General features: G+C 72.8%; 22 protein-coding genes and 1 pseudogene. 9 read left to right on the top strand and 14 right to left on the bottom strand.

Annotation, left to right across the window (positions count from 1 at the left end):
• The first annotated feature begins 214 nt into the window (after positions 1 to 214).
• The 3 genes and pseudogenes from ACQPW6_RS25765 (at position 215) to ACQPW6_RS25755 (ending at position 1808) form a co-directional block, all read left to right on the top strand.
• Positions 215 to 754, top strand: coding sequence for a MarR family winged helix-turn-helix transcriptional regulator (locus tag ACQPW6_RS25765; RefSeq protein WP_433892051.1), 540 nt, complete (start codon positions 215 to 217; stop codon positions 752 to 754).
• A 54-nt stretch (positions 755 to 808) separates the two neighbouring features.
• Positions 809 to 1258, top strand: a pseudogene (locus ACQPW6_RS25760) (sigma factor-like helix-turn-helix DNA-binding protein); the annotation flags it as partial.
• Positions 1259 to 1493: 235 nt separating this feature from the next.
• The gene (locus ACQPW6_RS25755; RefSeq protein ID WP_433892050.1) at positions 1494 to 1808 is read left to right on the top strand and encodes a hypothetical protein; all 315 of its coding nucleotides are present in this window, start codon (positions 1494 to 1496) and stop codon (positions 1806 to 1808) included.
• A gap of 92 nt (positions 1809 to 1900) precedes the next feature.
• On the opposite strand, the gene ACQPW6_RS25750 is transcribed toward ACQPW6_RS25755, so the two are convergent.
• From ACQPW6_RS25750 to ACQPW6_RS25735, 4 genes are all read right to left on the bottom strand, one after another.
• Positions 1901 to 3073, bottom strand: a complete 1173-nt coding sequence (locus ACQPW6_RS25750; RefSeq protein WP_433892049.1) for a cystathionine gamma-synthase — start codon at positions 3071 to 3073, stop codon at positions 1901 to 1903.
• A gap of 242 nt (positions 3074 to 3315) precedes the next feature.
• A complete protein-coding gene (locus ACQPW6_RS25745; protein ID WP_433892048.1) occupies positions 3316 to 4023 on the bottom strand; it encodes a phosphotransferase in 708 nt (235 codons plus the stop codon).
• Between the two features lie 46 nt (positions 4024 to 4069).
• Complete coding sequence (locus ACQPW6_RS25740) at positions 4070 to 4387, bottom strand: hypothetical protein (RefSeq protein ID WP_433892047.1); 318 nt, start codon at positions 4385 to 4387, stop codon at positions 4070 to 4072.
• Between the two features lie 298 nt (positions 4388 to 4685).
• Positions 4686 to 5252 carry an Asp23/Gls24 family envelope stress response protein gene (locus ACQPW6_RS25735; RefSeq protein ID WP_433892046.1) on the bottom strand — a complete coding sequence of 189 codons (567 nt, stop codon included), beginning with the start codon at positions 5250 to 5252 and terminating at the stop codon, positions 4686 to 4688.
• A 311-nt stretch (positions 5253 to 5563) separates the two neighbouring features.
• Here ACQPW6_RS25735 and ACQPW6_RS25730 point away from each other — a divergent pair, with 311 nt between their 5' ends.
• A complete protein-coding gene (locus ACQPW6_RS25730) occupies positions 5564 to 6580 on the top strand; it encodes a phosphatase PAP2 family protein (RefSeq protein WP_433892045.1) in 1017 nt (338 codons plus the stop codon).
• Positions 6581 to 6627: 47 nt separating this feature from the next.
• The gene (locus tag ACQPW6_RS25725; RefSeq protein ID WP_433892044.1) at positions 6628 to 7362 is read left to right on the top strand and encodes a hypothetical protein; all 735 of its coding nucleotides are present in this window, start codon (positions 6628 to 6630) and stop codon (positions 7360 to 7362) included.
• A gap of 14 nt (positions 7363 to 7376) precedes the next feature.
• On the opposite strand, the gene ACQPW6_RS25720 is transcribed toward ACQPW6_RS25725, so the two are convergent.
• Positions 7377 to 7766, bottom strand: a complete 390-nt coding sequence (locus ACQPW6_RS25720; protein WP_433892043.1) for a VOC family protein — start codon at positions 7764 to 7766, stop codon at positions 7377 to 7379.
• Positions 7767 to 7829: 63 nt separating this feature from the next.
• Positions 7830 to 9011 carry a xylose isomerase gene (gene xylA / locus ACQPW6_RS25715; RefSeq protein ID WP_433892042.1) on the bottom strand — a complete coding sequence of 394 codons (1182 nt, stop codon included), beginning with the start codon at positions 9009 to 9011 and terminating at the stop codon, positions 7830 to 7832.
• A gap of 102 nt (positions 9012 to 9113) precedes the next feature.
• On the opposite strand from xylA, the gene xylB reads away from it, so the two are divergent.
• Together xylB and ACQPW6_RS25705 are read left to right on the top strand one after the other, a co-directional pair.
• A complete protein-coding gene (gene xylB / locus ACQPW6_RS25710; protein ID WP_433892041.1) occupies positions 9114 to 10553 on the top strand; it encodes a xylulokinase in 1440 nt (479 codons plus the stop codon).
• Positions 10554 to 11632: 1079 nt separating this feature from the next.
• Entirely contained in the window at positions 11633 to 12808 is a 1176-nt protein-coding gene (locus ACQPW6_RS25705) for an ROK family protein (protein WP_433892040.1), read from the top strand.
• Positions 12809 to 12863: 55 nt separating this feature from the next.
• On the opposite strand, the gene ACQPW6_RS25700 is transcribed toward ACQPW6_RS25705, so the two are convergent.
• Both ACQPW6_RS25700 and ACQPW6_RS25695 read right to left on the bottom strand, forming a co-directional pair.
• Positions 12864 to 14150 carry a L,D-transpeptidase gene (locus ACQPW6_RS25700; protein WP_433894656.1) on the bottom strand — a complete coding sequence of 429 codons (1287 nt, stop codon included), beginning with the start codon at positions 14148 to 14150 and terminating at the stop codon, positions 12864 to 12866.
• 264 nt (positions 14151 to 14414) lie between these two features.
• Positions 14415 to 14849: a hypothetical protein gene (locus ACQPW6_RS25695; RefSeq protein ID WP_433892039.1), complete on the bottom strand. Its 435-nt coding sequence runs from the start codon at positions 14847 to 14849 to the stop codon at positions 14415 to 14417.
• A gap of 131 nt (positions 14850 to 14980) precedes the next feature.
• Between ACQPW6_RS25695 and ACQPW6_RS25690 the strand changes: the two genes are divergently transcribed.
• On the top strand, positions 14981 to 15262 hold the full coding sequence (locus tag ACQPW6_RS25690) for a hypothetical protein (RefSeq protein WP_433892038.1): 282 nt from the start codon (positions 14981 to 14983) through the stop codon (positions 15260 to 15262).
• Positions 15263 to 15394: 132 nt separating this feature from the next.
• Here the strand turns inward: ACQPW6_RS25690 and hutH are convergent, their stop codons facing one another.
• The 3 genes from hutH to ACQPW6_RS25675 form a co-directional block, all read right to left on the bottom strand.
• Complete coding sequence (gene hutH, locus ACQPW6_RS25685) at positions 15395 to 16960, bottom strand: histidine ammonia-lyase (protein WP_433892037.1); 1566 nt, start codon at positions 16958 to 16960, stop codon at positions 15395 to 15397.
• An 83-nt stretch (positions 16961 to 17043) separates the two neighbouring features.
• The gene (locus ACQPW6_RS25680; protein WP_433892036.1) at positions 17044 to 17766 is read right to left on the bottom strand and encodes a hypothetical protein; all 723 of its coding nucleotides are present in this window, start codon (positions 17764 to 17766) and stop codon (positions 17044 to 17046) included.
• 69 nt (positions 17767 to 17835) lie between these two features.
• The gene (locus tag ACQPW6_RS25675; RefSeq protein ID WP_433892035.1) at positions 17836 to 19830 is read right to left on the bottom strand and encodes an alpha/beta hydrolase; all 1995 of its coding nucleotides are present in this window, start codon (positions 19828 to 19830) and stop codon (positions 17836 to 17838) included.
• 42 nt (positions 19831 to 19872) lie between these two features.
• Between ACQPW6_RS25675 and ACQPW6_RS25670 the strand changes: the two genes are divergently transcribed.
• The gene (locus ACQPW6_RS25670) at positions 19873 to 20157 is read left to right on the top strand and encodes a hypothetical protein (RefSeq protein WP_433892034.1); all 285 of its coding nucleotides are present in this window, start codon (positions 19873 to 19875) and stop codon (positions 20155 to 20157) included.
• A gap of 9 nt (positions 20158 to 20166) precedes the next feature.
• On the opposite strand, the gene ACQPW6_RS25665 is transcribed toward ACQPW6_RS25670, so the two are convergent.
• From ACQPW6_RS25665 to ACQPW6_RS25655, 3 genes are all read right to left on the bottom strand, one after another.
• Entirely contained in the window at positions 20167 to 20691 is a 525-nt protein-coding gene (locus ACQPW6_RS25665) for a hypothetical protein (RefSeq protein ID WP_433892033.1), read from the bottom strand.
• A gap of 79 nt (positions 20692 to 20770) precedes the next feature.
• On the bottom strand, positions 20771 to 21925 hold the full coding sequence (locus ACQPW6_RS25660) for a diguanylate cyclase domain-containing protein (protein WP_433892032.1): 1155 nt from the start codon (positions 21923 to 21925) through the stop codon (positions 20771 to 20773).
• A 117-nt stretch (positions 21926 to 22042) separates the two neighbouring features.
• Positions 22043 to 22609: a TetR family transcriptional regulator gene (locus ACQPW6_RS25655; protein WP_433892031.1), complete on the bottom strand. Its 567-nt coding sequence runs from the start codon at positions 22607 to 22609 to the stop codon at positions 22043 to 22045.
• Between the last annotated feature and the right edge of the window lie 42 nt (positions 22610 to 22651).

The raw sequence follows: 22651 nt of genomic DNA, 5'->3' as shown, positions 1-22651 counted from the left end.
GCCGCCCGGGCGGGCACAACACTGACGCCTCATGGTCAGGACCCGGTCAGAAGCGGGTTGCGGTTTGCTCTGGATGGGTCCGGGGGCCCGTGGGTCCGCGTACTCTTCTCCCAACTTCCCGCCGTACCCCACCGAACACATTCCGTTCACCGCCGCACAGACCCTTCCCGTCCCCCGCTTCTCGCAGGACCGACAGAACGCGAGCTTCAAGGTCATGTCCAACCCCACGGAGACCTCGGCCGAACTCCTTGAGCGCCTCCAGCACCAGGTAGCCCTCTTCGCCCGCCGGGCGGAGCAGACCCGGCTCGGCGGCGTCGGCAGAGCGCGCAACTCCATGGACCGCGCCGCCTATCTGCTGCTCAACCGGCTCGACCGGGAAGGCCCGATGGGCGTCAAGGCGCTCGCCGAGGCGATGGGCATCGACTCGTCGACGGTGACCCGGCAGGTCGCCCCGCTGGTGGACACCGGCCTGGTCAAACGCACCTCGCACCCCGAGGACGGCCGGGCCGTCGTCCTGGCCCTTTCCCCGCGCGGACGCGGCCGGCTGGACGAGGTGCGGGACTCGCGGCGCGAGCTGATGGCGCAGATCACCGAGGACTGGACCGGGCAGGAGCGGGAGCTGTTCACCGAGCTGCTCGGACGGTTCAACTCCGCGCTCTCCACCTGGCACACCGGCCCCGGCCGGGCCGAGGACCGGACCGAGCAGGGCGGCGACCCGGCCGACGACGCGGCGGGCGACGCGCAAGGGGCCTGACCGGAACAGGCACAGGTCTTGACCGGGAACACCCCGCTGCCGTCCCATGGCCGCGTGGGGAAGCGCCGTGCGGCAGCGGATACCCGACGGGACGCCGAATTCGCGGCGTTCACCGCGGGAGCTGCCGGACGCCTGCTGCACTCCGCGACGCTGCTCACCGGCAACCCGGCGGAGGCCGAGCGGCTGCTGACCGCGGCCCTCGCCCGCACCTACGCCGACTGGTTCCGGCTGCGCTCCGAGGACCCCTACGACCAGGCGCGCTGCGAACTCGTCCGGCGGTTCGCCTACCGCCCCTGGTGGCGACACCCGCGCGGCGGCCCGCTGGACCGGCTCAGCAGCCGGGAGCGGCTGATCGTCACCATGCGGTTCTTCGAGGGCGTGGCCGAGGAGCAGACCGCCGCGCAGCTCGGCCTCCCGGCCGACCGGGTCCGCGCGATCTGCGCCCGCGCGACCGCCGCGCTCCGCAGCCGCCCCTACGACACCCCCGCCCCCGCCGCGGACGGCACACCCGCCCCGCCCCAGCCCCGCTCAGTGGCCGAGGCCCGGGCCCGCGAACGCGACCGCACCCTGGCCGACGCCCGCCGCCGCGACCGCGAATCCCGCGACCTCGCGGCCCGCGAAAGAGAAGCCCTGACAACGCCCCCGGTCGAGATCTCGTCCCCGACGGCGGGAACGCTCCCGTGAAGCGCCCCGCCGGCTCACAGCCGGGGTCCGGCCTCACCGTGAAGAAGGCGCAGCCATGAGCGTCGTGCCCAATCGGCGGGATGACGAGGTGCGGCGGCTTCTCGACACGCCGCATCCGATGGTCCCGGCGGACCTGCCGCTGCGGGCGGTGGTCCGGGGGCGGCGGATCGTCCGGCGGCGGCGCGCCGCGCACCACGTCCTGCTCGCGCTGCTCGCCGCGGCCGTCCTCGCCGGGATCGTCGTCGCCGTCATGATGTGGCCGCACCACGACACACCGCAGACCCCGTCCGACGACGGTTACGGCGGCTGGTGGTCGCCGGTGAGCCTGGGCCCGGTGCCGGCGGCACGGCCGTTCAGCTGGACGCTCTGAGCGGACAGCCGGGCGGGCGGGCGGCCGGGCGGGCGGGCGGCCGGCCGGGCGGCGGCCGGGCGTCGCCGCCCGCCCCGCACCGATCCGCCGCGTCAGCCGAGCGCCTGCGTCAGATCCTCCAGCAGGTCGTCGACCGCCTCGATCCCGACCGACAACCGCACCAGGTCCGCCGGGACCTCCAGCGCGGAACCGGCCACCGAAGCGTGCGTCATCCGCCCCGGGTGCTCGATCAGCGACTCGACGCCGCCGAGCGACTCCCCGAGCGTGAACAGCCGGGCCGCGTCGCACACCGCGACCGCCGCGTCCTCGCCGCCGGCGACCTGGAAGGACACCATCCCGCCGAACGCCCGCATCTGCTTGGCGGCCACCTCGTGGCCCGGGTGCTCGGGCAGCCCCGGGTAGTACACCCGGGTCACCTTCGGGTGCGCGACCAGGAGTTCGGCGACCCGCGCGGCGTTCGCGCTGTGCCGGTCCATCCGCACCGCGAGCGTCTTGATGCCGCGCATCACCAGCCACGCGTCGAACGGCCCGGCGACCGCGCCCATCGCGTTCTGGTGGTACGCCAGTTCCTCGCCGAGCGCCGCGTCCGAGGTGATCAGCGCGCCGCCGACGACGTCGGAGTGGCCGCCCATGTACTTGGTCGTGGAGTGCACGACGACGTCCGCGCCGAGCGCCAGCGGCTGCTGGAGGTAGGGGCTGGCGAACGTGTTGTCCACCACGAGCCGCACCCCGGCCTGCCGGGCGACCCCGGAGAGCGCGGCGATGTCGGTGATGCCGAGCAGCGGATTGGACGGGGTCTCCACCCAGATCAGCTTGGTCTCCGGCCGGATCGCGTCCCGTACCGCCTGCACGTCGGAGGTGTCGGCGACCGACCAGCGGACGCCCCAGCGCTCGACGACCTTCGCGAACAGCCGGAAGGTGCCGCCGTAGGCGTCGTCGGGGATCACCACGTGGTCGCCGGGCGCCAGCGCCGTACGCAGCAGGCAGTCCTCGGCGGCGAGTCCGGACGCGAACGCCAGGCCCCTGCTGCCGCCTTCGAGCGCGGCGAGGTTCTCCTCCAGCGCGGTGCGGGTCGGGTTGGCGGACCGGCTGTACTCGTAGCCGCCGCGGAGGCCGCCGACGCCGTCCTGCTTGTACGTGGACACCTGGTAGATCGGCGTGACAACGGCGCCGGTCTGCGCGTCCGCGGCCTGCCCGGCGTGGATCGCCCGGGTCTCGAAGTGCTGGTGCGGGCCGCTGTGGCGCCCGTGGTGCTGATCGCTCATGCCGCCGAGCGTAGCGGCCTGCGGCCCGCACCCGAGACAACCCCGCTCCCCCGGCGCCACCCGCCGTAAGGGCAACCACCGTTGGCGTGTGCGGGCCCGCACTGGCTGGTGGCGCAGTTCCCCGCGCCCCTAGAGGGCCCTGCGGGCCCCCGGGCGCCCTTAGGGGCGCGGGGAACTGCGCGACAAGCGACGACGGCGCAGCAGCCGGGGGACGGGGGAAGCTCCCACGGCGAGGGGCCGGGTCAGGGTTCGGCGCTCGAAGCGAGGAGTTCGAGGATCAGGGCGACCGCGCCCGACAACGCGGCCACCTCCGCCGGGCTCATCGTCGGGTTCACCGCCCGCCGAGCCGCCGCCTCGGCAAGCGGCCCGGTCTGGGCGGAGCCCAGGTCGACTCCGGGGTCCCGGTGCGCGAGGAGCGCCGCGAGGCATTCCGTGGCCGGGGCCGCCAACTCGTCCCCGCCCACCGCCACCTGCCCCAGGATCACCGCCGACATCGCCCAGTCGAGCCCGGGCGGCCCCTCCTCCGCGTTCCGCCAGTCGATCACCATCGGTCCGTCCGCCGTGAGCATCACGTTGTCCGGGTGCAGGTCGAGGTGCAGCACCCGGTGCTCCGGGTCGCCCGAGACCCGTGCCGGAATCGCGTGCAGCGCGTGCAGCAGCCCGGCGAGCGCGGCGCCGCCCTCAGCGGCCGTGACTCCCCCGTCGAGCAGCGCGCCCAGCATCGAGGGCCCGTGCAGCCGCCGCAGCACCAGGTCCGACGGCGCCGTCTTCGCGATCCGCACCTCCGGCACCGGGTAGCCGTGGCCGGCCACGTACCCCATCACGACGGCCTCCCCGGCGGCGTCCCAGCCGTCCCGGTAGCGCCGCAGCACCCACTCCCCGCCGGTCTCCCCGTCGAGCGCGAACACGTCCGCCGTGCGGCCGCTGCCGAGCAGTTCCCCCATCGTCATGCCCAGAACGTACCTGCGAACGCGGCCCCGTTCGAGGGCTGGACGGTCAGACGATGGCCGTCACCGTGACGGAGACGGTGACGTCGGTGGCCCACACCCTCGGGTGGTCGGCGTGCAGCGACTCGATCACCGCGACGCGGACCTGCCGGGCGACCGCCGTCGCGGGATGGCCCATCCGGACGGCGAGCGAGATCTCCAGGTCGGTGCGGGTGGCGGCGTCCCGCGACTGGATCCGCACCCCGGGCGCGGCGGGCGGCCGGAGCCGGTCGGCCGGGCGGGAGGTCAGCGCGGCGACGCCGGGCACCGAAGTGGCCGCGCGGGCCGCGGTCGCGGCGATCTCGCGGTGATCGGGGATGCGCGGCACGAAACGGCTCCTTCCCACGTCGCGGCCTCCCGCCGGGTACGGGGCGGCGGTCCCGTGCCCGCGCGGGGCGCCGGCCTGGCCGCGATCGCCCGCGGGCCCGGCCGAGGTGTCGGGTTCACCGTATGACGCCGGTGCCGCCTCCCACCGCAAGGCGCCGCCGGGGCCCCGGCCGTCCGCGCGCCCCGGCCGGCCGGTGCCACACGTGCGTCACGCCCGCGCCGCGCCGGCGCCCGGCCGCCGGCACCGCCCCGCCCCCGGCCGTCCGCACGCCCCGGCCCCCGGCTGCCGCCGCCGCGCCTCACCGCACCCGGTCCCCCGACGGCCGGCCGTCCTCATCCTCGTCATCGGGCAGTTTGACGTCCACCACCGAGACGTTGACCTCCACCACCTCAAGGCCGGTCATCCGCTCCACCGCCGCGATCACGTTCTGCCGTACGTCGGCGGCCACGTCCCTGATCTCGACGCCGTACTCGACCACCAGCTCCACGTCGACCGCGGTCTGCTTCTCGCCGACCTCGACCTTCAGCCCGCGGGTGACGCTGGGCCGGCTGCCCGGGACCCGCTCCCGTACGGCGCCGAGGCTGCGGGCCAGGCTGCCGCCGAAGTCGTGCACGCCGGGGACCTCGCGGGCGGCGGTGCCGGCGATCTTCTCCACCACGACGGTGGCGATCGACGTACGGCCCCGCTCCCCCGGCAGCCCGGCGCCGCGCAGTTCGATGTCGGTGCCGCCGGACTGCGGCGTCGGCAGCGGCAGCCGGTCGCCGCCCCGTACGGGCTCGACACGTACGGACGTGGGCCGGTCGGACTCGGCGGTCAGGCGGGACCCGGTCGGGTCGGATCCGGTCGGGTCGGGCTCGCTCGTCATACGGCTCTCCTCTTTCTTCCGCTCGCTCTGGATCGTGTCCGGGCCGGGCCCGAGGCCCGGTCGCGCGGGCCGGGTCAGACGCCCGGCCGCGCCGGCCGGGGGTGCGCGGGACCCCCGAGCGGTGGGCGTTCCGCGCTCCCCTCCCCTACCGGCTTGCCCGGATCGCCCGGCCAATGCAACGCGGCGGGCTCCGCCACAAGATGTCGGGAAGGTGGCCGGGAAGCGACGGGGTGGCGGCATGGAGAAGGGGCAGGCGGTCCATACGGTCCGTGAGGAGGCGCGTACGCGCGCCGGCTGAGAGGTGGACGGTCATGGCGCCGGGCGAGTTCACGCATTCGGCGGCGGGCGTACGGTGGCGGCCCCGCCCGCGGGCCGGCGTGCCGAGGCTCCCGCTGCCCGACCGGCTGCCGCGGCCGGTACCCGAACTCGCGCTGCTCGTCGCGGTCTACGCGATCTACAAGTACGGCCGCAAGGTCGCCAACGGCCACACCGGCCCGGCCTTCCACCACGGCCACCAGGTCTGGTCGTTCGAGCGCTGGGCGCACCTGCCGAGCGAGCGCTCGCTGCAACGGCTCATGGTGCACTGGGAACCGGTGATCCACACCGCCAACTACCTCTACGCCACCGTGCACTTCCCCGCGATGCTGCTGTTCCTCGGCTGGATGTTCCTGCGGCACCGCGCGCACTACCTGTGGATCCGGCGGGCGATCGTCATCCAGACCATGCTGGCGCTGCTCGGCCACCTCTTCTACCCGCTGGCGCCGCCGCGGATGCTGGCCGGCAGCGGCATGATCGACACCGCCCGGGTGTACGGCCCGGCGGTCTACCAGGACAAGCCGGACGGCCACTCGATGGCGAACCAGTTCGCCGCGATGCCGTCGCTGCACGTCGGATGGGCGCTGGCGATCGCGGTCGGCCTGATGGCGTCCTCCCGCAGCAGATGGCGCCGGCTGTGGCTGCTGTACCCGCTGGTCGTGCTGGCGGTGGTGGTCGGCACCGCCAACCACTACTGGCTGGACGCGATCGTGGGCAGCGCCCTGCTGGCCCTCGCGCTGGCGGTCATCCCCGGCCCGCCGCCGCTTGAGCCGTCCCCGGAGCCGTCCCTGGAGCGGTCCCCGGAGCCGTCCGCCGCCGGCCCTGACCGGCGCACTCGCCCGCCCGCGGCGCCCCCGCGCTCCCGTCACCACCCCCGGGCTCGGGCAACGACCGCACGACCCACCACGCCGAGGGGTAAATTCAACACGGGGCCATCCGACTCAACCGATACCACCCGCGGCCCGTCTCCTGATGTGGTGGAAGGAGAAGGGAACCGTTCCCCGACGGGGTGACGCGCCGACCGCCGCCATCCGTCATGATCGGCGTAGTGGGATCACCAATGGACCTGGAAGCGGCCGCGGCGCAACTGGACGAGCACCGCAAGCAGTGGGTGGCCGACGGGCTGTCCGCTTCCCCCGTCCTGCGCGGCCACCAGGAGTCCGCCGACCCCGACGACCCGGAGGAACGGGAGCCGTCCGACAAGGACAGCGTCGCCGTCGAGGTGTCGGGGCCCGGCTGGGGCGTCACGCTGATGCTGGAGCTTGAGGCGAACGGGCGCGTCCACGTCGGCTTCATGTCGGAGACCGACAGCGTGTGGGAACGCCGCCGGGTCCGCACCCCCGGCGAGTGGGGCGCACTGCTGGAACGCGCGGTGGGCCGGGCCTCCCGGATGCGGCTCCAGCACGGCCAGCTGGTGGCCCGCACCTGCACCACGGGGTGGCTCGACTGGATCCACGGCAACCTGTGGGTGATGCCGAACTGCCTGCTGCGCACCCGCAGCGGCCTGCTCGACACGGTCGCGAACTCCTACGTCTCGGGCACCTCGGCCCGCAAGTCCGGCCACAGCGTGGCCTACGACCCGGCCGCCGTCCTGGCCGCCCACCGCACCAACAAGATCATCCCGTTCGACCGCATCGCCACGGCCCGCCTCCACCGCGGCCTCACCACCTCCGGCCTCACCGTCCTGATGACCGACGGCACCCGCCACAAACTCCTCTGGCGCTCCTCCGACCCGGCCCACCGCCTCCTCAAAGACCGCCTCCTCCCCATCCTCGGCCCCCGCCTCACCACCTGATCCCCACACCGCGGTCAGGTGCGGATCCACAGGCAGAAGGGGTGGCCGGCCGGGTCGAGCATCACGTGGACGTCGGGTTGGGGCTGGAACGTGGCGGGGGTGGCGCCCGCCGCGGTCGCGTGGGCCACGGCGGCGGGGAGGTCGGTGGTCTCGATGTCCAGGTGGAGCTGCATCTGCTGGGTGCCGGGGGCGGCGGGCCAGACGGGCGGGGTGTGGTCGGGCTCGGTCTGGAAGGACAGGCCGGGGCCGCCGGCGGGCGGGTTGACCTTGCACCAGCCGGGCTCGTCGGCCACCAGGTCCCAGCCGAGCAGGCGGACGTAGAAGGCCGCCAGCTCCTGGGCGTCGGGGGCGCCCAGGACGGTGGCGGTCAGGGTCAGCGGCGGCGGAGCCGGGGGGTTCGTCATACCGGTCTCCGTACCCCGTTCCGGACCGCGATCACGGCCGGAACGGGGTCCCGCGGAGGCGGTTCAGCGGGCGGCGAGCAGGTGGTCCATGGCGAGCTGGTCCAGGTGCTCGAAGGCCATGCCGCGGGCGGCGGCGGCCTCCACGTCGAAGTCCTCGTAGGCGCTGCGGTCGGCGAGCAGTCCGGCCAGGCCCTCGCCCTCGGCGAGCGTCGGCTGCGCCAGCTCGTCCAGGCGGGAGGCGCGCAGTGCGTCCTGGACGGCCGGGTCGGCGCGGAAGGCGGCGGCGCGCTCCTTGAGGATCAGGTAGTTGCGCATGCAGCCGGCCGCCGACGCCCACACGCCGTCGTAGTCCTCGGTCCGCGGCGGCTTGAAGTCGAAGTGCCGCGGGCCCTCGTAACCGCCCCGCTCCAGCAGGTCCACCAGCCAGAAGGCCGAGCGCAGGTCGCCGGCGCCGAAGCGCAGGTCCTGGTCGTACTTGATGCCGGTCTGGCCGTTGAGGTCGAGGTGGAAGAGCTTGCCGTGCCACATCGCCTGGGCGATGCCGTGCGGGAAGTTCAGCCCGGCCATCTGCTCGTGGCCGACCTCCGGGTTGACGCCGACGATGTCGGGCCGCTCCAGGGAGTTGATGAAGGCGAGCGCGTGCCCGACGGTGGGCAGCAGGATGTCGCCGCGCGGCTCGTTCGGCTTGGGCTCCACCGCGAACCGCAGGTTGTAGCCCTGCTGGGTGACGTACTCGCCGAGGAGGTCGAACGCCTCCTTCATCCGGTCGAGCGCGAGCCGGATGTCCTTGGCACCGCCCGACTCCGCGCCCTCCCGGCCGCCCCAGGCGACGTAGGTCTCGGCGCCCAGCTCGACGGCGAGGTCGATGTTGCGGATCACCTTGCGCAGCGCGTAGCGCCGCACGTCGCGGTCGTTGGAGGTGAAGCCGCCGTCCTTGAACACCGGGTGGGTGAACAGGTTGGTGGTGGCCATCGGCACCTTCAGGCCGGTGGCGTCCAGCGCCTGCCTGAACCGCTTGATGTGCCCGTCGCGCTCGGCGTCGTTCGAGCCGAACGGGATCAGGTCGTCGTCGTGGAAGGTGACGCCGTACGCGCCGAGCTCGGCGAGCCGGGTGACGGACTCGACCGGGTCCAGGGGCGCCCGGGTGGCGTCGCCGAACGGGTCGCGGCCCTGCCAGCCGACCGTCCACAGGCCGAAGGTGAACTTGTCCTCGGGGACCGGGGTGAGGTTCGTCTCGGAAGTCATGCGGGGCTGCTCCTATTCGTCAGACTGTTGAACAAATTAGTATGCGAGACCGATGATGGGAAGTGGCGTCGGCCAAGGGTTAGGCAAAGGGACGGGAATCACATGGGGTCACAAGGTTCGCAGGGGCAGGTCGTCCTCGGCGTGGACAGCTCCACGCAGTCCACGAAGGTGCTGGCCGTGGACGTCGCCAGCGGCAAGGTGCTGGCCCGCGGCCAGGCGCCGCACACCGTCAGCACCGGCGCCGGCCGCGAGACCGACCCCGAGGTGTGGTGGAACGCGCTGCTGACCGCGCTCGGACAGCTCGGCGAGTACGCCGGCCGGGCCGCGGCGATCTCGGTCGGCGGCCAGCAGCACGGCCTCGTCGTCCTCGACGCCGCCGGCCGCCCGCTGCGGCGCGCCCTGCTGTGGAACGACGTTCGGTCCGCGCCGCAGGCCGCCGCGCTCGTCGAGCGCTACGGGGCCGAGCACTGGGCCGGCCGGTTCGGCTCGGTGCCGGGCGCGAGCTTCACCGTCGCCAAGTGGCAGTGGCTGCGCGAGAACGAGCCGAAGGCGGCCGACGACGCAAAGGCCGTCCGGCTGCCGCACGACTTCCTCACCGAACGGCTCTCCGGCGCGGCCGTCACCGACCGCGGCGACGCGTCCGGCACCGGCTGGTGGTCCTCCGAGACCGGCGGGTACGACACCGCGCTCCTTGACGAGATCGGCCTCGACCCCGCGCAGCTCCCCGCGGTGCTCGGCCCCGGCGAAGCGGCCGGCCAGGTACGGGCCGGCGTCCCCGCGCTGCGCACCGGCGCGCTCGTCGGCAGCGGCACCGGCGACAACGCCGCCGCCGCACTCGGCCTCGGCCTCACCCCCGGGCAGGCGGTGCTCAGCCTCGGCACGTCCGGCACGGTCTACACCGTCGCCCGGCAGCGCCCGACCGACCCCTCCGGCACGGTGGCCGGCTTCGCCGCGGCCGACGGCGACTGGCTGCCGCTCGCCTGCACGCTCAACTGCACGCTCGCGGTCGACAAGATCGCCGCGCTGCTGCGACTCGACCGCGAGGCCGTCGAGCCCGGCGGCTCGCTGGCCCTGCTGCCGTTCCTGGACGGCGAACGGACGCCGAACCTGCCGTACGCGTCCGGCCTGCTGACGGGGCTGCGGCACGAGACGACCGCCGGTCAGGTGCTTCAGGGGGCTTACGACGGGGCGGTGTTCGCGCTTCTGGGCGCGCTCGACGAGGTGCTGGCGGTGGACGGCCCGGGCGCCCCCGCTTCTTCCGACGAGCCGCTGCTTCTGATCGGCGGCGGGGCGCGGGGCGCGGCCTGGCTCCAGACCGTCCGCCGGCTCTCCGGCCGCCCGGTGCAGGTGCCCGAGGCCGAGGAGCTCGTCGCGCTCGGCGCGGCGGCCCAGGCGGCGGCGCTTCTGTCCCCCGGGGAGAGTGCGACCGCCATTGCGCGGCGGTGGGGGGCGGCGGCGGGGCCCGTGCATTCTGCTTTGGAGCGGGATGGGGGGGTGTTGGAGCGGTTGGGGGCAGCGCTTTCGTTGGTTTCCGGCGGTTGAAGGTCGCGCCCCGGTGGGGGCCGCGCGGTTCCTTCCCGGCTCGGCGCCGGGGCCTTCGCCAGGGCGGGTGGGGGGTGGCGGGTCCTTTCCGGCTCGGCGCCGGGGCCTTCGCGGCCTTCGGCTCGGTGGGTGGGGGAGGTGGCGGGTCTTTTCCGGCTCGGCGCCGGGGCCTCCGGGTTTCCGCCCCGGTGGGTGGTGCGGGTCGTTTCCCCGGCTGGGCGCCGTGCCTGCCGTTTTCCCCACCCGCACCACCCGTGCAGATTCGTCCTTGGGTGCACGTTTTCTGGTGGGTGGGGTCGGTGCCGGTCCGTGGCACCTCCTCGGATTTCCTCCGCGCGGGTTTCGTCGTCGGGTGCGGGCCGGTCTGTCGGAAATCCTGCGGGGGCACCCCGGCCCGTCCCCTCCCGGGTCCGTCGGCGGCTTGAGGCCGCTGGGGGTGATCGGTGGGGGTACGCGATCGTCGTCGGCTGGAGGTCACCGAGGGAGCATTGCGCCCCCGCCACCCCCTGCCCGATCTCATCCGGCGCCGACGGCCGATTCTCGTTCGGCCACAAGCTGCCAACAAACCCGCGCCACAAACCCAGCCGGAGGCCCGATGCTTCCCTCAATAGCAGTGAGCCGCAAACAAACCCCGGCCCCCACCCACCCGGGCCCCCGATGCTCCATCAGTAACCAGCACCCGACAACGAACCCCAGCCACCCACCGATCACCCCCCAGCGGCCTCAAGCCGCCGTCCGGCCTGGGAGGGGACGGTCCGGGGTGCCCCCGCAGGGCTGTGAACAACATGGGGCTTCACGATCTACCCCGGTTCCGTGATCAGCCCGAGGAGGTGCCCCGGGCCGGCACCGACCCCCACCCACCAGAAAACGTGCACCTAAGGACGCACTCGCACGGGTGGTGCGGGTGGGAAACACCGGCAGGCAACCGGGCCGCACCCGGAAACGACCAGCACCGCCCACCGGGCGGAAAGCCCACCCGGTGAAACCAAAGCGAAATCGTCGACTGATCCGCTCACCCCAACCCGCTAACGACCGGCCGCGCCGCCAAGTGGGAAAATCCAAGACCCCGAGGAGGCCCGATGACCAGCAAACGCCCCGGCGCCCAAGCCGGCCTGCGCCGCCACAACATGTCCCTGGTCATGCGCGCCCTCGCCGCGGGCGAGAAGGTGACCCGGGCGGCTGTCGCCGCCGAGGTCGGGCTGACCAGGGCGACCGTCTCCACGCTCGTGGACGAGCTGCTCGCCGCCGGCCTGATCGAGGAGCGCGGCGCGCAGCGCCCCGGCACGGTGGGCCGCCCCGGTACCGCGCTCGCGCTGAGCGAGACCGGACCGGCGGGCATCGGCGCCGAGATCAGCGTGGATCACCTCGCCGCCTGCGTGGTGGACCTCCGCGGAGCGGTCCGCTGCCGCGCCGAGTCCCCCGCGGCGAACCGGGGCCGCCCGGCCCCGCAGGTGCTGGCCGAGCTGGCGGAGCTGACCGAGCTGGTGGCCAAGGAGGCCCGCGCGGCGGATCTGCGCCCGGTGGGGACGACGGTGGCCGTGCCGGGCCTGGTCGGCCGCGACCGGGGCACCGTGCTGCGGGCGCCGAACCTCGGGTGGGAGGACGTGAACGTCGCCGAGGCGCTCGGCCGCGAGACGGTCGTGGAGAACGAGGCGAACCTCGGCGCGCTGGCCGAGCTGTGGCTCGGCGGCCACGAGAGCGGGCACGGGAAGCTCGCGGACTTCGTGCACGTGTCCGCGGAGATCGGCATCGGCGCCGCCCTGGTCGTGGAGGGCCGGCTCTTCCGGGGCGCGCGGGGGTTCGCCGGCGAGCTGGGCCATGTGCCGGTAAGGCCGGACGGGCCGCTGTGCTCGTGCGGCGCGCACGGGTGCCTGGAGACGTACGCGGGTGAGGAGGCGCTGCTGCGGGCGGCAGGGGTGACGGCGGGGCCCGCGCTGCGCACGGCGGCGGAGGCGGGCGACGAGGCGGCGCTGCGCGCGCTGGAGGAGGCGGGGGCGGCGCTCGGTATCGCGCTGAGCGGGGCGGTGAACCTGCTCGACCCGCAGGCGGTGGTGGTCGGCGGCCCGCTCGCCGATCTGGCGCCCTGGCTGCTCCCCGGGGTCCGCAAGGAGCTGGCCGCCCGCGTCACCGACCGCCAGTGGCGCCCCGAGGACCTGGTCACGTCCCGCCTGGGCCGCGACGGCGTCCTGCGCGGCGCCGCCTACACCGCGGTCCGCGCGGTCCTCGACGACCCCACCCAATGGATCGCCCGCTGAGCCCCCGGCGTCACCAGGGGCGCGGGCGACCCGGGTTCGTCAGCCCGGCCGCGGGCTACAGGGCGGAGCCCGACACCCACTGGGACCAGGACATGTTCCAACCGTTCAGACCGTTGTCGGGCTGGATCGTCTTGTCCGGGGAATTCACGACCGTCACCACATCGCCGAGCATCGAGTTCGCGTAGAACCACGCCGCCGGCGTCGTGGCGTCCTTGCCGCCCTTGGTGTCGCTCAGGCCGATGCAACCGTGGCTCGTGTTGACGCTGCCGAAGATCGACTTGTCGCCCCAGTAGTTGCCGTGGATGAACGTGCCGGAGTTGCTCAGGCGCATCGCGTGCGGGACGTCGGGGATGTCGTACTCGCCCTTGCCGTCGTCGTCAGTGAAGCCGACCGTCGCCCCGTTCATGCGGGTGGTCTGGAGCTTCTCCTCGATGACCATCTGGCCGTTGTACGTGGTGTGGTCCTGGCCGCCGGCCGAGATCGGGATGGTCTTGATGACCTTGCCGTCGCGGGTGACGGTCATCTCGTGGGTCTTGGTGTCCACCGTGGAGACCTGCGAGCGTCCGACGTCGAAGTTCACCGTCTTGTCCTGCACGCCGTAGACGCCGCTGGCGCCGCGGACGCCGTCCAGCTTCAGGGTCAGCGAGACGTGCGAGCCGGCCTTCCAGTAGGTCTGCGGGCGCAGGTCGAGCCGGGTGGAGCTGAACCAGTGGCCGACGACCTGCTGGCCGCTGCTGGACTGCACGGTGATCGCGCGCTGCACGGCCGCCTTGTTGACGATCGACTTGTCGAAGTTGATCGAGACCGGCATGCCGACGCCGACCGTCGAGCCGTCCTCCGGCGTGAAGTAGCCGATGAAGCTGTCGGCCGTGGAGACGGTCGCGAACGTCGACTGCGCGGTGGCCGAGCGGGCCTTGCTGTCGGTGGCGGTCGCGGTGACGGCGTACTGCGTGCCGCGGGCCAGGGCAGCGTCCGGGCGCCAGCTCGTGCGGTCGGCGGATATGGTGCCGGCGACCGCCTTGCCGGTGGCCTTGGCGGTCATGGTGACCGAGGTCAGGGTGCCGCCCGCGACCGTCACCTTGGTGTTGTTGTGGATGCTCGCGCCGGTGCTGCCGGACTTCGGCGTGATGGTGATCTTCGCGTCGGAGGCCTGCTTGGCCGCGTCGGCGTCCGACTTCGACTGGGCCGCCTTGCTCGTCTCGGGCGACGGGCTGTCGGAGGAGCCGGCGGAGTCGGAGGAGGAGGTGCTCGACGGCTTCTGGGACGCCGTGGAGGAGGCCGCCTTGTCGTCACCGTGACCGCCGCCGCCACCGCAGGCGGTGAGCGCGAGGGTGCCGCCCATCAGCACGCCGATCGCGGTGAGGGTGCGGCGGCGGGTGAAGGGGGAACGCTTGGCGGGGGTCTTCTCGGTGTCGGGCGGCGTCACTCATCTCTCCAATGGGGCTGGGGTCACTCATGGGGGCACCACGAGCTTCGTCCGCGTTCCATGGAAACAGGCCGAGGCCGTCAGGGGATCCCTTCTGCCGGAATTGTGGGCTTTGACACGCATCCGAGCGAACGGTCCCGGGCGGCCCGCGACCGCCGGCGGGAGTGACGTTCCCGCAGCTCAGAGCCCCATCGGCGGCCCGCCTCTGGCCGCGGACCCGGCGTCGCCGCCCTCGTCGCCGGTTTCGGCCCCCGCGTCCCCCTCGTCCTCTCCCTCGTCCTCCTCGTCGTCGCCGAGCGACCAGTCGTCGGACTCGGCGTCCGGGTCGTACTCGGTGTGCGCGCAGGACCAGGACGCCTGGACGAGGGCGATGCCGGGCAGCGCCTGGACCGCCGTGCCCGGGTCCACCAGGTACGCCAGCGCCTCCGACTCGTCCTCGCCGGCCGCCGCCCGCGCGTGCACCCGCTCGGGCTCGGTCAGGTCGGGGTCGGCGGCGATCCGGTCGAGCGCGGCGGCCCGCAGGGCGTCGGACGAGGACACCTCAAGGACCAGCTCGACCTGGAGCCGCAGGAAGTCGGGGCCGCTGTCACCGCGGGGAATCTCAGTAGTGCTCATGCCACGGAGAGTAAGCGGATGAGCGGCGCCTTCCCACGAGGCACACCAAGTCACTACCATCAGGCCACGGTCAAGTCACCGCACCCTCCGCCCGGACCCCGCCTGCCGGCCGGTGAACCAAGGGAGTTCCGTTGACCTCGCCCCGACCCTATGTCGCCGCCGCCGCAGCAGCCGTGCTGGCCGCGTTGTACTTCGTGCCGTCCGCGACGGCCAGCACCACCCACGACACGCACGCGCCGACCGCGGCCCGCGCCGCCACCGTCGCGCAGGCGTCGTCGTCACAGCACCTCGGGCTCGCCGACACCGGCGGCGTCGACACCAAGCCGTACATGATCGGCGGCGCCGCGTTCCTGGTCGCCGGGGCGGGCCTGGTCGTCAACGCGGGACGCCGCTCGCGGCAGCAGGCGCTCTGACCTTCGGGCGCTCGACCGGTCGGTCCCGCGGGCGCCCGGCGTAACGACCGGCTGCCAGGTGTGCGGCCCTTACGCCTGCGGCCCCGTACCAACCGGCCGCCCGGTGCCCGGTCCGTACACGCGCTTACGCCATCACGCCAGCGGCCCCGTGACCGTCTGCGCCGCCCGCACCAGCGCCCCCGACCGCACGAAGCGGTACGCGCCCTCCAGGTCCGGCGCCAGGAAGCGGTCCCGGCCCGCACCCTGTACGCCCGATTCCCGTACGGCCGCCAGCACCGCCGCCGTCGCCGGGGCCGGCTGCCCGCCGCCGATCGCCCTGATCTCCAGCGCGCGGGTGGCCGCGTACATCTCGACGGCGATGACCCGGGCCAGGTTGTCCACGGCCGTCCGCAGCTTGCGCGCCGCCGACCAGCCCATCGACACGTGGTCCTCCTGCATCGCGGAGGACGGGATCGAGTCGACCGAGGCCGGCACCGCGAGCCGCTTGAGCTCGCTGACCAGGGCGGCCTGGGTGTACTGGGCGATCATCAGCCCGGAGTCCACACCCGGGTCGTCGGCCAGGAACGGCGGCAGGCCGTGCGAGCGGTTCTTGTCCAGCAGCCGGTCGGTGCGGCGCTCGGCGATCGAGCCGAGGTCGGCGGCGGCGATGGCCAGGAAGTCCAGCACGTAGCCGACGGGCGCGCCGTGGAAGTTGCCGTTCGACTCCACCCGGCCGCCGTCGCGGTCACCGTTGACCAGCACCACCGGGTTGTCGACGGCGGCGGCCAGCTCGCGGTCGGCGACCAGCCGGGCGTGGCTGAGGGTGTCCCGGCCGGCGCCCGCGACCTGCGGCGCGCAGCGGATCGAGTACGCGTCCTGCACGCGCGGGGCGTCGTCCTGGTGGTGGCCGGTCAGCCCGGAGCCGGCCAGCATCCGCAGCATGTTGTCGGCGCTGGCGGCCTGCCCGGGGTGCGGGCGGATCGCGTGCAGCTCGGGGGCCAGCACGCTGCCGGTGCCGAGCAGGGCCTCCAGGGTCAGGGCGGCGGTGATGTCCGCGGAGGTGAAGAGGTTCGCGAGGTCGGCGCAGGCCATCACGAGCATGCCGAGCATGCCGTCGGTGCCGTTGATGAGGGCCAGGCCCTCCTTCTCGCGCAGTTCGACGGGCTCGATGCCGTGCTCCGCGAGCAGCTCGGCGACCGGCCTGACGGTGCCGTCGGGGCCGGCTGCCTCGCCCTCGCCCATCAGCACCTGGGCGCAGTGCGCGAGCGGGGCGAGGTCGCCGGAGCAGCCGAGCGAGCCGTACTCGTGGACGACGGGGGTGATGCCGGCGTTCAGCAGCGCGGCCATCGTCTCGGCGACGACGGGACGGACACCGGTCCGCCCGGAGGCGAGCGTCTTGAGCCGCAGGAACATCAGGGCGCGGACGACTTCCCGCTCGACGGCGGGGCCCATGCCGGCGGCGTGCGAACGGACCAGGGAGCGTTGCAGCTGCGCGCGCAGCTCGGGGCTGATGTGCCGGACGGCGAGGGCGCCGAACCCGGTGGAGACGCCGTAGACCGGCTCGGGCTTTGCCGCGAGCGCGTCGATCACCTCGCGGGCCGCCGCGACCCCTTCGACGGCCTCCGCCGACAACTCCACCCGCGCGCCGGCGCGGGCGACGGCGAGGACGTCCTCGGCGGAGGCGCCGTGGGCGCCGATGACCACGTTGTGCATATCCATATTCACGCACCCTAAGCACTGAATCGCCGCCTGTCACTCCCCTCCCCATCCCCCTGCGCCGGGACCCGCCGAGCCTCGTGAACCTAGCGGGACGGCGTCACGCGGCCGGTGAACGTGAGGCCGCCGGAGGCGTCGAGACGGCCGTCCGCCAGACCGGGCTTGCTGATCCAAGCCGTACGGTCGCTGCTCGCGCCGTTCCACATGTCGGGCGCCACCTGCCAGTCGTGCGCGGCCAAGTGGTCGCCGGCCTTGTCGAGCAGTTCCTGGTTCCAGTCCTCGTCACCCGGTGGCCGCCCCGATTCCGGGTCCGACCCGGCGATCCTGACGCTGCCGTCGGCCTCGAAGACGTCACGGGTGAGCACCGCACCCGGCATGGCCGAGGTGATCGCCGCGCGGATCTCGGCGGACAGCGTGCGCCGGGCGTCGCCGTCCGGAGCGGCGTCGGAATCGGGTACAGGCTCCGGCTCCGGCTCCGGGTTGCCGTAGCCAGGGATGCCGGTGAACGAGATGACCGACAGCCGCACCCCGAACACCCCGCCGCCCACCCCCTCCTTGGCCACGTTCAGCCCTTCCGTCTCGCCGTCCGACGACCGGACGGTCTCCCAGCCGTCCGCGCGCAACACCCCGTCGAGGGCCGCGACCACATCGAGTGCCGGACGGACGTCGGCCTCGTCGTACCCGGCCAGTGACACCGCGTCCTCGCCGACCGCGGAAGGCATCTCCATGACGGTCGCCCCCGGCAGCGCGGCGGTGAGGAACTCCGTCACCTTCGCCAGGAACAGCACGCGTTCACTCTCGGCATCCACGCCGATTCCTCCAGATGTCTCTCAACGGCTCCCACCCGGGGAACGGCCCCGGCCCCCGTGAACGGCGGGTCACAATCCCAGGAAATCACCCGCGGATTTGACGATACCGGCGCCCTTCTTGACAGCGGTCCTGCCCGCGTCCCCCACCGTCTTCGCCGCGTCCTTCGCATCGTGCCCGAACCCCATGACATCGCCGGACTTCACGTCGTTCCACGCTTTGACGCCGTCGATCGAGACCCGGGCCACGTCCTTGTTCTCGTGATCGAAGAGCTGCCGGACGTTGTTCTGGAGGCGATCGAGCTCCAACGCCTTGACCACCGGCAGCGTGACCACCTCGGCGGTCGCGAAAGCGGTGAACATGGCCGCCTCCGCCAACTGCCGCGACAGCGCCGGCGACAGATGTTCGCTGATGGCTTTCTTGTAGGCGGTCCGGTACGCGAGCTGAGCGGACAGCTTGACCAACTCGCCCTGGAGAGCCTTGGGAGTGACACGGTCCAGCATGTTGTATTTGTTGAGCACCGCGTTGAGCGGGCCGAGTTCGTCGGTGAAGGAGGTCCGCTTGGCGAGGGCGTTCTGAAGGATCGGGTCGAGGTCGGCGCCCATCTTCGCCACGACGTCGGGCGGCACGCGCTTCTCCAGGAAGCCCACCAGATCGCGGAGTTCGGCCGCACCCGTCATCTCTTCATCGAGTGAGGTGTGGGTGAGGGTGACTTTCGTCGGGTCGCCGAAGAGGATCTTCTGCATGTTCGTGAGCGAATCGGTATCCGTGTTCCAATACTGGGAGTGTCCGGTGGACCCCGTGGTGCCGAGTCGCGTGATGTCGGGGAAGTCTGCCGGATCGTTGCCGAGCCCTTGCGTGTACGAGACTGGGTCGCCCGGCGCGCGCATGGCATAGAAGTGCGTGCCGTTCAGATGGAAGTCGGCGACGGAGTTGATGTTCGGGCCGAGCCCCGGGCTGCCCATGAAGGTCACGTTGTCGGGGTGCATCCCGTCCTGAAGTGCCTTGCTGGTGACCAGCGTGCCGTAGCTGTGCGCGAAGACGTCGAAGCTGGCACCGGGTGCGAGGTCCACGGAGATGCCGGCGGTGAAGTCCGCCAGTTCCTTTCCGCCGGTCACGGCTTTGGCCGGGTCGACGGAGTCGCCGATTTCCGGGGTGTCATAGCCCATCCAGCTCACCACGGCCGTGTCGGTTCTCTCCGCACCGTCGCTGCCGTGAGTCTGCGCCAGGTTGTAGCCGCCGCTGCCGAATCCATCGAAGTTGTCCAGCCGGTTCCTGATGCCCGGGACCCGGAAGGCTACGTTCTTCGCCGTCTCCAGGTCGCCGACGACCTCGGCGACCCGGCCGTCCTGGAAGGGGGTCGCCTTCGGGTCGGCGACCGATCCGAAGGCCGGATCGAAGACCAGGAACTGGCGTGGGATCTCACGTGTGATGATCTTCTTGGTGTCGGGGTCACGGTACTTCCGCTCGCGCGGGACGAGGAAGCCCCGCAGTGTGTCGACCCGCTGCTTGGTCCGCTGGTAGGTGGTATCTGCCGGGTCGAGCGTCTTGAGATAGGCGAGTTCGGTGGCGTACTCCTGCTGGATCCCGATCCGGTTCGCGGCGAAGCGGACAGTAGGGGGTACTCCGTCCGTATTGCCCACGAGGTTCGGGTCCGACTCGGCCAACTCGGCCTGCTGCAACGGAGTCAGGGTGGCGAAGTAGTCCTTGACGGCCTGCGCCCTCGCGGCTGGGGAATCCGCCTTGTGCGCGGCCATGAACTGCGCGAAGTCGGTCTTCAGCCCGGCGACGGCAGGGGAACCGACGTCGAATCCGGTGGGCAGTCCGAATGTGGACAGCGAACTGAACGGATCCGTGGGCGGGTTGCGCAGTCCGTGCGCCTTGTTCCGCAGATCTCGTGCAGTGTCCACGAGATATGTCCGTAATTGCTTGAGAACGGCTACCTTGTCCGCCGCCGATAACTCCTGTGCCCTGCGCAGGAGATCCGGAATGCCGCTCTTCACTTTCTCTTCGCACGACCCGGCCAGAGAATCGAGCATGTCCGGATCGACTGTCAGCATTCCCATGAGTACGTATGGTAGTCAGACAAACGAGCGACCGGGGGGAAGATGGGCGCACAAGGCGACAAACTGCGGGGCGAGAAGACCCGCCTGCACCAACTGTCCACCGACACAAGAGCTCTACTCGACTCCACGACGGAGATCGCCGCGGACCGCAAGGCCGGGGACCAGAGCTGGTCGGGGCCGCAGGCAGAGCGCGTTCGAGGCGAACTCAAGGTCTGGAAAGGCAAGTTGGCGACGATCGCCGACCAACTGGACGCGGAGGGCGGTCAGCGGGGCCGGGACGCGGACGCCGCGGACAGCAAATTCGGCCGTAGACCGTCCTCGCCATGAGTCCGCGGCTCACTTGTTCGGGTTGGGCAGGCAGTCGCTGAGCATGGTGCCGTTCACCGTTGGAAAGCTCCTGCCCTTTCCGAGGTCGATGCGGCTGCCATCGAGGTGTACGACCCCATGGATGTCGGGTTTGGTCAGTTCCTTCGTCGTCTCGGTCGGCGGATAGCGGTCCGCGTTGAGCTTCCAGCCGCGCGACTCCAGCGTCTTGGCCATCACCGCGATGATCTCTGCCACCGAGCGCCGGTCCGAGGCGCCGCCATCAGCCCCCGCGATCTCGATCTCGATGATCTTGCCGGAACTTGCGGTGTCCGCCCAACGCGAAGCCTTGCAGTTCTCCCGGTCGTACGAAGGCTCAAGCAGTTCCCGCCCCGGCATCGCCGCCCGCACCGCGGCCGTGACATCCGGGCGCATCTGGTCGATCACCTCCAACGGTTTGGGCGCCGGGCCCGACGCCCCTTTGTGGCCGCCGCTCCCACCGATCACACCGCACCCGCCCAGTAACACCATCACTCCGACCAGCGCACCGATCCGCATCCTGCTCACCACTTCAACCGCCTGCCCCTCGACGCGTGTTCGACGGGGCCGACAGTAGCGGGCGGCCCGGCCGGTCGGGCTACGGGCGGTGGCCGCGCAGGTGGCGGCGTTCGGCCTCCGGGCGCGGGGGTGGGGAGTCGGCGAGGCGGAGGACCGGGTCCTCGGGGCCCTCGCGGCCGGCGACCACGGGGTGGTCCGCGCGGAGCGCCTTCGCGCGGTACTGGGCCGCGTCGGCCAGCCGGAACAGCCTGCGGGCCGAGCGGACCGGGCCGATCGGGTCCTCGGTGGACGCCACCCCGCAGGCCACCCCCTCCCCCACTTCGAGCGTCGCCGACCTCCTGCACAGCTCGTCCGCCGCCGCGACCACCTCGTCCGCGCTCTGCCCGACCGCGACGACGCAGAACTCGTCGCCGCCGAGCCGCGCCGCCAGGCTCCCGGGCAGCATCGCGCCGCACAGTGACAGCAGCGAGCCGAATCGTTCCAGCAGCCGGTCCCCGACGGCGTGCCCCAGCTGGTCGTTCACCTTCTTCAGGCCGTTGAGGTCGCAGACCACCAGGCTGACCACCGTCTCGTCGGCCCGGTGCCTGGCCAGCGCCTTGTCCAGCCGGACGTCGACCGCGCGGCGGTTGCCGAGACCGGTCAGCGGGTCGGTGAACGCCAGCCGCTGCACCTCGGCGAGGCGTTCGGTCTGGGCCAGGCCGGCCGCGATCACGGCGGCCAGTACGGTGGCGAACTCCGCGTCCGACCGCCCGAACTCCGGCTCCTCCGTCCTGCGGGCCACATAGAGCTCGCCCCAGGCCCGCCCGTGCAGCACGATCGGCGCGACCACGCAGCTGCCGCGCCCGCGCCGCCGCAGCGCCGCCGCCCGGCCCCAGCTGCTGCCACCGGGTGAGGCCCCCGTACCGTCGGCGGTCTCCACCCAGGCGTGCGCCTCGCCGCCGGCGGCCCAGCTGCCGTGCAGGAACTCGGCGATCTCGGGGAAGTCGTGCACGGAGTACGACTCGTCGGCCGGTTCCGGCTCCTCGCCGGGCGCGAGGTCGCCGTCGTTGACCAGCACCCGCAGCTGCCCGGTGTCCCGTTTCCAGGCCGAGATCGCCGCGAACGAGCCGCCCATCGCGATCCGCGCCCGGCGCGCCCCGGCCCGTACCGCGGCGAGCGGTGTCTGCGCCGTGGCCAGCGCCTGCGCCAGCTCGACGACCGCTCGCAGCCGCAGGTCGGCCGTCCCTTCACCCATCACACCAGGTTAGGGATATTCGCCGCATAACAACCCTCGGCTGAGCCGAACGGCCCCTTGTGGCCACACTCGGCCGGTGACGTTCAGTGACCGATGGGCCGCCGGGCCCGCGGCGGGTCAACCGCCCGCCGTCACGGCCTTCAGCTCGGCCAGCGACTCCCGCATGAGCGCGGTGAAGTCGTGCTGGTCGGAGTCCGTGAGCCAGCGCTCGAACGCGATCCGGAAGACGGCGGCGCCGGCCTCGGCGGCCAGGCTCGCGGCCGGCTCGGCGACGCCGCGCCCGCGCAGCGCGCCGGCCATCGCCGCGGTGAGCGAGGCGAGCTTGATCAGCTCGCGCTCGCGCAGTTCGGCGTTGACGACGATGACGGCCTGGCGCTGCCGCGAGTGCTCGCGGCGGTCCTGGAAGAGGGCGGCGACGGCGTCCAGGGCGACGGCGATCGCGTCGATCGGGACGGCGCTCGGCGGTGCGCCGGCGACGGCGTCCACGACGAGGGCCTGGAGGTCGGCCCCGCCGGAGAACAGCACTTCGCGCTTGTCGGCGAAGTAGCGGAAGAACGTCCGCTCGGTCAGGCCGGCCCGCTTGGCGATCTCCGCGACGGTGGTCTGTTCGAATCCGCGCTCGCGGTAGAGCTCCAAGGCCGCCTGCTCAAGGCGCCCCCGCGCGTTCGGCTCCCATCGGCTCATACATCGGATCATACGTGATGGCAGTGACTGACATGAGGGTGC

Source organism: Streptomyces sp. CA-111067 (assembly GCF_050956065.1).
GTDB lineage: Bacteria > Actinomycetota > Actinomycetes > Streptomycetales > Streptomycetaceae > Actinacidiphila.
Note: the sequence above shows the minus strand (reverse complement) of the source record. Positions and strands in the feature narration are given on the sequence as shown.